Source organism: Paraburkholderia sp. 2C (assembly GCF_054589215.1).
Genome location: NZ_BAAILL010000080.1, coordinates 53,700 through 64,576, shown reverse-complemented (window position 1 = coordinate 64,576; position 10,877 = coordinate 53,700). Strand labels below are relative to the sequence as shown.

General features: G+C 66.7%; 8 protein-coding genes. 6 read left to right on the top strand and 2 right to left on the bottom strand.

From position 1 onward, the window contains the following. Nucleotides 1-495: 495 nt before the first annotated feature. From ACYPXD_RS33485 to ACYPXD_RS33460, 6 genes are all read left to right on the top strand, one after another. Nucleotides 496-3,978 carry an Rne/Rng family ribonuclease gene (locus tag ACYPXD_RS33485; RefSeq protein ID WP_459722673.1) on the top strand — a complete coding sequence of 1,161 codons (3,483 nt, stop codon included), beginning with the start codon at nt 496-498 and terminating at the stop codon, nt 3,976-3,978. Between the two features lie 237 nt (nt 3,979-4,215). Then, nucleotides 4,216-5,328 (top strand): GTP 3',8-cyclase MoaA, encoded by a 1,113-nt coding sequence (gene moaA, locus ACYPXD_RS33480; protein WP_459722669.1) that lies wholly within the window; start codon nt 4,216-4,218, stop codon nt 5,326-5,328. Between the two features lie 85 nt (nt 5,329-5,413). Then, nucleotides 5,414-6,028 (top strand): molybdenum cofactor guanylyltransferase MobA, encoded by a 615-nt coding sequence (gene mobA, locus ACYPXD_RS33475; RefSeq protein ID WP_459722663.1) that lies wholly within the window; start codon nt 5,414-5,416, stop codon nt 6,026-6,028. An 87-nt stretch (nt 6,029-6,115) separates the two neighbouring features. After that, on the top strand, nt 6,116-7,435 hold the full coding sequence (moeA, locus tag ACYPXD_RS33470; protein ID WP_459722660.1) for a molybdopterin molybdotransferase MoeA: 1,320 nt from the start codon (nt 6,116-6,118) through the stop codon (nt 7,433-7,435). A 95-nt stretch (nt 7,436-7,530) separates the two neighbouring features. Next, entirely contained in the window at nt 7,531-7,806 is a 276-nt protein-coding gene (locus tag ACYPXD_RS33465) for a hypothetical protein (protein ID WP_075157757.1), read from the top strand. Next, entirely contained in the window at nt 7,806-8,300 is a 495-nt protein-coding gene (locus tag ACYPXD_RS33460; RefSeq protein ID WP_459722654.1) for an N-acetyltransferase family protein, read from the top strand. Before ACYPXD_RS33465 ends, ACYPXD_RS33460 begins: the two co-directional genes overlap by 1 nt. A 51-nt stretch (nt 8,301-8,351) precedes the next feature. Here ACYPXD_RS33460 and ACYPXD_RS33455 read toward each other — a convergent pair whose 3' ends face one another. Next, complete coding sequence (locus ACYPXD_RS33455) at nt 8,352-9,833, bottom strand: DNA recombination protein RmuC (RefSeq protein ID WP_459722651.1); 1,482 nt, start codon at nt 9,831-9,833, stop codon at nt 8,352-8,354. Continuing rightward, entirely contained in the window at nt 9,830-10,825 is a 996-nt protein-coding gene (locus tag ACYPXD_RS33450) for a 2-hydroxyacid dehydrogenase (RefSeq protein ID WP_459722648.1), read from the bottom strand. The genes ACYPXD_RS33455 and ACYPXD_RS33450 overlap by 4 nt, the downstream gene beginning before the upstream one ends. Between the last annotated feature and the right edge of the window lie 52 nt (nt 10,826-10,877).

The window sequence follows — 10,877 nt, the reverse complement described above, 5'->3', positions numbered from 1 at the left end:
CGCCTCGCTTCGATGCGAGGCGCGCCGGTGGCGAAAATACGGCGAGCGCCCATGGCGTCCTGCGAGGAAATGCAGGACTTGGCGACGTCAAAAAATCAGGCGAGACAGCTTAGAGCGGGACATCGCGATGCATAGCGAATCCCATGCGTTAGACCGCAGCCTTCGCCCGTCCGGTCACGCGCCCAGTTGGCGCGCCGGTGGGAATGGATGAAGGCACAGGCAGACGGTCGGCCGGGCTCTGACGTGTCGCGCCGTTTATTTGAAGCCGTGTTCGCATGTGCCCTGCGGCAGTCGTCCTTGTCCTTTGTTGCGGACGGCGCCCTCTTAAGGCAATTCTCCCGCCACTTTTCCCGCTCCAGCGTGCTTGTGAAAACACAATAAGGCGCGGCGTGCCGCCGCCTGTCGTCCGACGCCCGGTTTGCAACTGGTTGCAATCAGTTGCACCTCGCGATTCGCCGGATGCCAGGCCACGCAAAGCCGCTCTGGAGCCGTTCAATGAAACGCATGCTGTTCAATGCGACGCAGCAGGAAGAATTGCGCGTCGCCATCGTCGATGGGCAAAAACTCATCGACATCGATATCGAAACCGCCGGCCGCGAACAGCGCAAAGGCAATATCTACAAGGGCATCGTCACGCGCATCGAGCCGTCGCTCGAAGCCTGTTTCGTCAACTACGGCGAAGACCGCCACGGCTTCCTGCCGTTCAAGGAAGTCGCCCGCCAGTACTTCCGCGACGGCGTCGAAATGCGCTCCGCGCGCATCCAGGATGCATTGAAGGAAGGCCAGGAACTGATCGTTCAGGTCGAAAAGGAAGAGCGCGGCAACAAGGGCGCGGCCCTCACCACGTTTATCTCGCTCGCCGGCCGCTATCTGGTTCTGATGCCGAACAACCCGCGCGGCGGCGGCGTCTCGCGCCGCATCGAGGGCGACGACCGCCAGGAACTGCGCGAAACGATGGCGCAGCTGCAACTGCCCGAGGGCATGAGCATCATCGCGCGCACGGCCGGCATCGGCCGCAGCGCCGAAGAACTGCAGTGGGACCTGAACTACCTGATGCAGCTCTGGCGTGCGATCGAGGCGGCTTCGCAAAGCGGCCAGCCCGGCACGCCGATGCTGATCTATCTCGAATCGAGCCTCGTGATCCGCGCGATTCGCGACTATTTCCAGCCCGATATCGGCGAAATCCTCATCGATACGACCGAAATCCATGACCAGGCCCGCGCCTTCATGGACATCGTGATGCCGGACAACGTCAGCAAGGTGAAGCGCTACCACGACGACGTCCCGCTCTTCTCGCGCTTCCAGATCGAGCATCAGATCGAAACCGCGTACTCGCGCACGGTGCCGCTGCCGTCGGGCGGCGCGATCGTGATCGACCACACCGAGGCGCTCGTCGCGATCGACGTGAACTCGGCGCGCGCCACCAAGGGCGCCGACATCGAGGAAACGGCAGCGCGCACGAACCTCGAAGCCGCCGACGAAGTCGCGCGCCAGTTGCGTCTGCGCGACCTCGGCGGCCTGATCGTGATCGACTTTATCGACATGGAGTCGGCCAAGAGCCAGCGCGAAGTCGAGCAGCGCCTGAAAGACGCGCTCAAGCACGACCGTGCGCGTGTGCAGATGGGCAAGATCTCGCGCTTCGGCCTGATGGAACTGTCGCGCCAGCGGCTGCGCCCGGCGCTGTCGGAAGGCAGCCATGTGACCTGCCCGCGCTGCAACGGCACGGGCCATATCCGCGATACCGAATCGTCCGCGCTGCAAGTGCTGCGGATCATTCAGGAAGAAGCGATGAAGGAAAACACCGCGGCGATCCACTGCCAGGTGCCGGTCGAGGTGACCGCCTTCCTGCTCAACGAAAAGCGCTCGGAAATCAACAAGATCGAGTCGCGCTTCAAGGTCAACGTGGTGCTCGTGCCGAACAAGCACCTCGACACGCCGCACTACAAGCTCGAGCGTCTGCGTCACGACGATGCGCGCCTCGACGACCCGCGCGCGTCGTGGAAGATGGCCGAGGAAGCAGCGCGCGAGCTCGAATCGGAAACCGGTTACAGCAAGCGCACCGAAGAGGTGAAGCCGAAGCAGGAAGCGGCGGTGAAGGGCATTACGCCCGAAAAGCCCGCGCCGAGCGCACCGGTGCGAACGGCTGCGGCCACGCCGGCGCCGGTTGCGGTGACGCCGGCTTCGGGCGGCTTTATCGGCTGGCTCAAGGGCCTGTTCGGCATGCAGCCGGCGGCGCCGGTCGCACAGCCGGCTCCGGCGGAAAAGGCCACGCGTCCGGCACGCGGCGAGCGCGCCGAACGTGGCGAACGCACGGGTGAACGCAACGGCGAGCGCGGCGGCGATCGCAACCGCCGCGGCGGCGCGGCACGCGATAAGGTCACGCGCGGCGAAGGCGCCGCGGCCGGCGGCCGTCAGGGCCAGCAACCGCGTCGCGAGGAGCGTGAATCGCGCGAGGCGCGCGAGACACGTGGCGGCCGGGACGGACGCGACACGCGCGAAGGTCGTGAAGGTCGCGAGCCGCGTGAGGGCCGCGAGCGCGAAAACCGGGATAACCGCGAAAACCGGGACGCCCGGGACAACCGGGACAACCGCGGCGACAATCGCGAGGGCCGTGAAGGCCGCGACTCGCGCGAGAACCGCGTCGAGCGCGCGGAACGCGGTCAGGACCGCGCGGCTGAGCGCGTCGATACGGCGGAAGCCGTCGCACGCGGCGAGCGTCAGGATCGTGGCGAGCGCCGGGAGCGCCCGGACCGCGTCGAGCGCGGCGAGCGTCGCCGTCAGCAGGAGAATGCCGACGCACTGAGCCAGACCGAGGCGCAGGCCGCGGATACGGCCGCACAGGCGCAAGCGAACCTGATGGGAGACACCCTCCCGGCCGAGCAGGAAGTCGCGCGTGACGGCGAAGAACGCCGCCGGCGCCGCCGCGGCCGTCGTGGCGGCCGTCGTGAGCGTGAAGAGGAAGGCGTCAACGTCAACACGGCTGCCGACGTCGCCGAAGCGGAAGGCGACAGCGCGAGCGTGCCGGCGGAAGCGCCGGTGCGCGCACCGGCGCACGCGGGGCGTCATGAAGCGCAGCAGCAGCCGGCAGAAACGGTGGAAGTGGTCGTCGCGGCAGTCGCGACGCAATCGCACGTCGTCACCGAACTGCAGCCGGCCAGCGAAACGCCGCCGCTCGCAGCCGAAAAGGCCGCGACGGTTCAGCACGTGGAACCGGTAGCCGCGCAGCCGGCGCCGCTTGCCAGCGAGCCGGCAGCGACGTACGTACCAGCGCAGCCGTCGGCTACAGAGGCGCCGCTTGCACCGGCACCAGCGGCTGCTTCGCACACCGGGGCCGCTCCGGCTGCCGCGTTTGGTGCGCCGCCGGCCGCGCCGCAAAACGCCGATGCAGCACCCGCGCCCGCCCAAGCCGCACCGGCCCCGGCTCCGGCCGTAGAGGCCGCAATCGAACCGTCGAGTCCGGCAGCGACTCAGCCCGTATCGCAGCCGGCCGCGGCCGCGCCGGCTTATGTCGAACCCGTCGTGCAGCAGCCCGCGGCACCGGCCTACACGAGCGCGCCGCAGCAAGTCGAAGCGCCGCGTACGGAAGCCTTCGAAGCCGCCGAACCGGCACAAACGACGGTCGAACCCGTTGTGCGCGCACCGGCAACTGTCCCAGCGCCCGAGCCCGTAGCGGCAAGCACCGCCGCTCCGAGCCCAGCCAGCGTCGCCGCTTACCAACAGCCGCCCGCCGCACAGCAGGCAGCAGCACGCGCAAACGGCACGCACGCCGCGGGCGCCGTGTCGCAGCAAGCGTTGCAGTCGATGCTCGAAGGCGTGGGCCTCGTCTGGGTGAACACCGATGCAGACAAGCTGCGCGCTGCCCAGCAAGCGGCCGCGCAGGTCGTGCCGCCGGTGCGTGCCCCGCGCGAGCGCAAGGCGCTGCCGCCGGTCGATACGACGCCGATGCAGCAGGTGGAAACGGTGAAGCACCCGCAGTAAGGCTGTGCCACGCTTCGTCTGACGCGGCCCCTGCTTATCGGGGCCGCATCGACGCACCGATCGGCGGCCAATCGTCTACCGACGACGGCCGACCGACGACCAATCGGCTACCCCAAGCGCCCCGCACCCCAAAGCCCGCCCCATCGGCGGGCTTTTTCACAATCAGCAGGCATTACCCGAATCGAGGGAAAAGAAGCGTTCCGTTAGAATGAAGCCTTGGATCTCAATATTCGAACCATGTCCCGACGCATCATTCCCCTGACCGACGTCAGCGCAGTGCCGGTGTTTTCCGGTCCTGCGCAAGCGCCACGCGGCGAGCTGCGCGACACGCTGTCGCGGCCGCTGCGCGATTTGCGCATTTCGGTCACGGACCGCTGCAACTTCCGCTGCATCTACTGCATGCCGCGGTCGGTGTTCGACAAGGACTACCCGTTCCTGCCGCACAGCGCGCTCTTGACCTTCGAGGAAATCGAACGCGTCGCGCGGCTTTTCGTCGCACAGGGCGTCGAAAAGATCCGCCTGACCGGCGGCGAACCGCTGCTGCGCAAGAACATCGAATTCCTGATCGAGCGCCTCGCGAACCTGACGACGCCCGCCGGCCGACCGCTCGATCTCACCCTGACCACCAACGGCTCGCTGCTCGCGCGCAAGGCTCAAAGCCTCAAGGACGCGGGCCTGAAGCGCGTGACGGTCAGCCTCGACGCGCTCGACGACGCGCTGTTTCGCAAGATGAACGACGCCGACTTCGCGGTTGAAGACGTGCTGGCCGGCATCGAAGTCGCGCAATCGATCGGCCTTGCGCCCGTGAAGGTGAACATGGTCGTCAAGCGCGGCACGAACGACACCGAGATCGTGCCGATGGCGCGTCATTTCAAAGGCAGCGGCGCGGTGCTGCGCTTTATCGAATACATGGACGTCGGCACCTCGAACGGCTGGAACATGGCCGAAGTGCTGCCGTCGGCCGAGGTGGTGGCGCGCATCGCCGGGCATTTTCCACTCGTGCCGCTCGAGGCGCACAGCGCGGCCGAAACCGCGCAGCGCTGGGGTTACGCGGACGGCGGCGGCGAGATCGGCGTGATCTCGAGCGTCACGCGCGCGTTCTGCGGCACCTGCACGCGCGCCCGGCTGTCGACCGAAGGCAAGGTGTATCTGTGCCTCTTCGCGTCCAATGGACACGATCTGCGCGCGCTGTTGCGCAACGGCTCGAGCGACGACGAAATCACGACTGCGATTGCGCATATCTGGGAAGCGCGCGCGGACCGCTATTCACAGCTGCGCGGCAGCGCGCAGGCGGCACGGCAAGCCGACGCGGCCGAGCGGCGCGTCGAGATGTCATACATCGGCGGCTAGCGGCACAATCACGGCGCGCCGGCGGCCACACCGCGACCGACCGCCCCCGCACCCTGCCCCACGTCATCCACTCTCGACCGCGCCCATGCCGATCCCGACCGACCAGATCACCGGCCTCCTGCTCGCAGGCGGCCGCGGCATGCGCATGGGCGGCGTCGACAAGGGACTCCAGGTGCTGCGCGGCGACCCGCTCGCGCTGCATGTGATGACGCGCCTCGCGCCGCAAACCGGCGCGCTGCTGATCAGCGCGAACCGCAACGCGTCGCGCTATGCCGAACTCGGTGCGCCGTTCAACGCGACAGTCATCGCCGATACGCTGCCCGACTTCCCGGGCCCGCTCGCGGGTTTGCTCGCCGGCCTGCGCGCCGCGCGCACAGGCTTTATGCTGAGCGCTCCGTGCGACACGCCCGCGCTGCCCGTCGACCTCGCCGCGCGCCTTGCCGATGCGCTCGATGCGGAACACGCCGATATCGCGACCGTCGCCACGCGCAACGCGCAGCACGAAGTATCGATACACCCGGTCTTCGCGCTCATGCGCACGACCCTTGCCGACGACCTCGCGGCCTTTCTCGCCGCGGGCGAGCGCAAGGTGCGCGCGTGGTACGCGCGCCACAAGACCGTCGAAGTCGCTTTTGCCGATGAACGCGCGTTTTACAATGTCAATTCTTTGCAAGAACTGGCCGACCTCGAACAACAGTGAGGGCGGCGGGCGCCCGCTTTCTGCTGTCTCTGCCGCGATCGTCCGGCCCCTGCCGGACCCGCATCCGGTCGCGACCTCTCCCGATTCATGACCACGTCCAACGAACTTTCACGCTGCGTCGCGCAGTTCGATCCTCAAGCTTTGCCGGTTTCGGCCGCGCAGGCGATTGTGCGCCAGTGGGCGACGCCGATCGTCGCGGCCGAACGCGTGACGCTGTCCGACGCACTCGATCGCGTGCTCGCGGAAGACATCGTGTCGCCGATCGATGTGCCGGCATACGACAACTCGGCGATGGACGGTTATGCGTTCGATGGCGCGGCGCTTGCCGCGGCGCCGCAGCCTGACGGGTCGATCTCGCTCGAGGTGGCCGGCAAGGCGCTCGCCGGCCATCCGTTCACCGGAAACATCGACGCCGCCCAATGTGTGCGCGTGATGACCGGCGCGCTGATGCCGGCCGGCTGCGATACGGTCGTGCCGCAAGAACAGGTGCAAGAGGTACAGGCAGCGGGCGACGGCCGCTCGATCCGCTTTGCCGCCGCCGCGCTGCGCGCCGGCTCGAACCGGCGCCGCGCGGGCGAAGACCTTGCACAGGGCGCGCCAGCCGTGCGCGCGGGGCGCATTCTGCGTGCGTCCGATCTCGGTCTGCTAGCGTCGCTCGGCATTGGCGAAGTCGCGGTGCGCCGCCGGCTGCGCGTCGCCTTCTTTTCGACCGGCGACGAGCTGCGCTCGATCGGTCAACCGCTCGAGCCCGGCTGCGTCTACGACAGCAACCGCTATACGCTGCTTGCGATGCTGCGCCGCCTTCACTTCGATGCGATCGACCTCGGTGTGGTGCGCGACGAACCCGCGGCGCTCGAGAAAGCGTTGCTGACCGCCGCCGCAAGCGCTGACGCAATTCTGACGTCGGGCGGCGTATCGGTCGGCGACGCGGATTTGACGAAGCAGCTTTCGCGCTCGCTCGGCGACGTCGCGTTCTGGAGCCTCGCGATGCGTCCGGGCCGGCCGATGGCGTTCGGCCGCGTGTGGTCCGGCGGCCGCGCCGGCGTCGGCGACCCGGCGCTCTTCTTCGGCTTGCCGGGCAATCCGGTCGCGGTGATGGTGACGTTCTATCAGATCGTGCGCGATGCACTGCTGACCATGGCGGGCGCCACGTTACAGCCCGCGCCCGTGCTGCACGCAACATCGTCCATATCGATCCGCAAGCGTCCCGGCCGCACCGAATTTCAGCGCGGCACCGCGCGGCGTGCCGCCGACGGCCGCTGGCACGTCACCCCCACCGGCTCGCAAGGCTCGGGCGTACTGAGTTCGATGAGCGAAGCGAATTGTTTTATCGTGCTCGCGCATGACCAGCCGGACGTCGACGCGGGCGACACTGTCGAAATCATGCTGTTCGACGGTTTAATCTGACACACGCGCATTTGCGTATAAATTTGCGATCAAAACGCGCGCCAAAAACAAGGCTGACTACATTGCTCACTACGCGACTCACGGGTACGACCTCAATGAAAAAACAGATCTCGTCCATCGCACCGGGACAAACCGCCAAGGCGCTGATCCTCGTCTATCTGACGTTCAGCGTGCCGATCGTGCTGCTCGGCGTGCTCGTCGCGTTTATCCGCTACGGCTCGGTCGAACTCTCCACCGTTTTCAGCGCGCTGCTGCTCAACGCGATTCTCGGCTTCGTCCTGCTGTGGATTGCCTGTCACGCGTATAACTGGGTCGCGTCGCGCTTCGGCGGCATCGAGATCCAGTTGAGCGACGTGCCCGAGGAAGCGTAATGACATCGTCGGCAATTCGCGCGGCGACGCCCGCCGACGTCGGCGCGATGCGTGCGTTGATGTACGAGCTCGCCGAATACGAGAAGCTCACGCATCTGTTTGTCGCGACCGACGCGGACTTGCACGATGCGCTGTTCGGCGCGCGACCGTCGGCGGAAGCGCTCGTCGCGCAGCACGACGGCCGCATCGTCGGCTACGCGCTGTTCTTCCATAACTACTCGACCTTCCTCGGCCGCCGCGGGTTATATCTCGAAGATCTGTACGTGCAGCCGTCGCAGCGTGGCAGCGGACTCGGCTCGGCCATGCTGAGGCGTCTCGCGGCCATCGCGGTCGAGCGGCAATGCGGACGCTTCGAATGGTCGGTGCTCGACTGGAACCAGACGGCGATCGACTTCTACGAAAGAATGGGCGCGAACGTGCTGCCCGACTGGCGCATCGTGCGGATGACCGGCGATGCGCTCGAGCAGCTTGCGGCGGGTGCCGCACAGAAGTAGCGGCACAGAAGTAGCCGCGTGAAGTAACGAAGAAGCGCCGCCCCCGCCTGTTCAGGGCTCGTCGGCGTCCGACCCGGACAACGCGTCGCCAAGCAGTTCGCGCGCCTCTTCTCCCGGCAACGCTTCGACATCGCGCAGCTTGCGGTTCATTGCGCGCGTGCGCACTTCCGCTTTTTCGATCGAGCGCGTCACCGTTTCCAGTTGCGCTTTGGTCTTCGCGAGCACATCGCCGAACTGACCGAACTCGGTCTTCACCGCGCCGAGCACCTGCCACACTTCGCTCGAACGTTTCTCGATCGCGAGCGTGCGAAAGCCCATCTGCAGGCTGTTCAGTAACGCAGTCAGCGTCGTCGGGCCAGCGACGGTCACGCGATAGTCGCGCTGCAGCAGGTCGGTCAATCCCGGCCTGCGCAACACTTCCGCGTAGAGCCCTTCGGTCGGCAGGAACAGCAGCGCGAAATCCGTGGTGTGCGGCGGCGCGACGTACTTCTCGGCAATCGTGCGCGCCTCGCCGCGAATGCGCGCCTCGAGCGCGCGCGAGGCCTCTTCGACCGCCACCGGGTCCGCGCGCTCCTGCGCTTCGATCAGACGCTCGTAGTCTTCGCGCGGGAACTTCGCATCGATCGGCAGCCAGACCGGTTCCGCGGCGCCATCGGCCGATGACCTGCCGGGCAGCCGGATCGCGAACTCGACGCGCTCCGCGCTCTTCGGCTTCGTCGCGACGTTCTTCGCGTACTGGTCCGCCGTCAGCATCTGCTCGAGCAAGGCTTCGAGCTGCACTTCGCCCCACGTGCCGCGCGTCTTCACATTGGTCAGCACCTTCTTCAGGTCGCCGACACCGGCCGCGAGCGTCTGCATTTCGCCGAGCCCGCGATGCACCTGCTCGAGCCGCTCCGACACGAGCTTGAACGATTCGCCAAGGCGCTGCTCGAGCGTGGCGTGCAGCTTTTCGTCGACGGTGCGACGCATCTCTTCGAGCTTCGTCGCGTTGTTCGCTTCGATATCCTTCAGACGCTGCTCGATCGTTGCGCGCACTTCGGCAAAGCGCCGATCGTTCGCTTCGGTCATTTGCGCGAGCTGTTGCGTAAGCGTGTCGCCGAAGCGTTTCAACGTACTGCCCTGCTCGTCGCGCGCCTGTTGCGCCTGCAACTGCAGGCTCTGCCGCACCGCGTCGAGCTGCTGCGCATTGGTTTCGGTTAGCTTCACGAGTTGCTGCGCGAAGCCGTCGATCTTGCCGCTTTGCACGCTCGTCATGCTCGTGAATTGCGCGGCGAGCGTCTGCTGGAACTGCGAGAAGCCGCCCGCGAGTTCGGTACGCGACACACGCGCCGATTCGGTGATGTCGTTGCGCAGCTCGCGCTCGACGCGTTCGAACTCGCGCGTCTGGGCATCGGCGCTCGACGCGATGCGCCCGCTCAGCTCGTCGAAACGATTGCCGTCGCGCGCTTGCGAGCCGGCGCGCATCAACACGACGAGCGCAATCACCAGCGCGACCGCGAGAACGACGACTGCCGCCAGCAATGCAGTGATCATGAACGCGCCTTCCCGAGCACATCCGGGTTGATCGGATTCGGCGGCTGACCGGCGCGCGGACCTTCACCAAGCCCGGCAATCAGGTTGTCGGCGGCGAGATTGGCCATCGCGCGGCGCGTCGATTCGGTCGCGCTTGCGATATGCGGCGTGAGCACGATATTCGGCACGGTGAGCAGCGCCGGATTCACACGCGGTTCGCCTTCGAACACATCGAGGCCCGCGGCCGCAATGCGTCTGGCGCGCAGCGCTTCGGCCAACGCCGCATCGTCGACGATACCGCCGCGGGCGACATTGGTCAGCGTCGCGGTCGGCTTCATCTGCGCGAGTTCGGCTGCGCCGATCGTGTGATGACTTGCGGCGCTGTACGGCAGCACGAGCACGACGTGATCGGCACGCTTCAGCAGTTCTTCCTTCGATACGTACTGCGCGTTCAGCTCCGCTTCGATCTCCGGCGCGACGCGCGACCGGTTGTGGTAAATGACCTGCATGTTGAAGCCGCGCGCGCGGCGCGCGAGCGCCTGGCCGATGCGGCCCATGCCGATCACACCGAGCGTCGAGCCATAGACGTCGGCGCCGAGAAAGCTGTCGTAGCCCCACTTCTTCCAGTGGCCCGCGCGCAGCCAGTGCTCCGATTCGGTCACGCGGCGCGCGGTCGCCATCATCAGCGCCCAGCCGAAGTCGGCCGTCGTTTCGTTGAGCACATCGGGCGTGTTCGTGCCGAGCACGTGCGCCGCGTTGAACGCGGCCATATCGAAGTTGTTGAAGCCGACCGCCATATTCGACACGACGCGCAGGCGCGGCGCGGCCGCGAACGTCGCGGCGCCGATCGGCTCGCCGGCCGTCAGCGCGCCGTCTTTATCCGCGAGGCGTTTCAACAGTTCGTCGTTGCCGAGCACATCGCCATTGTTCCAGTCGACGTCGAAATGCTGCTTGAGCCGATCGATCACGTCCGGAAAGATCGGACGCGCAACCAGAATTTTTTGCTTTGCCATTTTCCGCATTCTCCGAATAACGCGCGGCGCCACGACCGTTCAGTGATTGCCA

What these genes read in the sequence shown, in the direction of transcription:
- ACYPXD_RS33485 (WP_459722673.1), top strand. Translation starts at nt 496, where the DNA reads ATGAAACGCATGCTGTTCAATGCGACGCAGCAGGAAGAATTGCGCGTC.
- moaA (WP_459722669.1), top strand. Translation starts at nt 4,216, where the DNA reads ATGTCCCGACGCATCATTCCCCTGACCGACGTCAGCGCAGTGCCGGTG.
- mobA (WP_459722663.1), top strand. Translation starts at nt 5,414, where the DNA reads ATGCCGATCCCGACCGACCAGATCACCGGCCTCCTGCTCGCAGGCGGC.
- moeA (WP_459722660.1), top strand. Translation starts at nt 6,116, where the DNA reads ATGACCACGTCCAACGAACTTTCACGCTGCGTCGCGCAGTTCGATCCT.
- ACYPXD_RS33465 (WP_075157757.1), top strand. Translation starts at nt 7,531, where the DNA reads ATGAAAAAACAGATCTCGTCCATCGCACCGGGACAAACCGCCAAGGCG.
- ACYPXD_RS33460 (WP_459722654.1), top strand. Translation starts at nt 7,806, where the DNA reads ATGACATCGTCGGCAATTCGCGCGGCGACGCCCGCCGACGTCGGCGCG.
- ACYPXD_RS33455 (WP_459722651.1), bottom strand. Translation starts at nt 9,833, where the DNA reads ATGATCACTGCATTGCTGGCGGCAGTCGTCGTTCTCGCGGTCGCGCTG.
- ACYPXD_RS33450 (WP_459722648.1), bottom strand. Translation starts at nt 10,825, where the DNA reads ATGGCAAAGCAAAAAATTCTGGTTGCGCGTCCGATCTTTCCGGACGTG.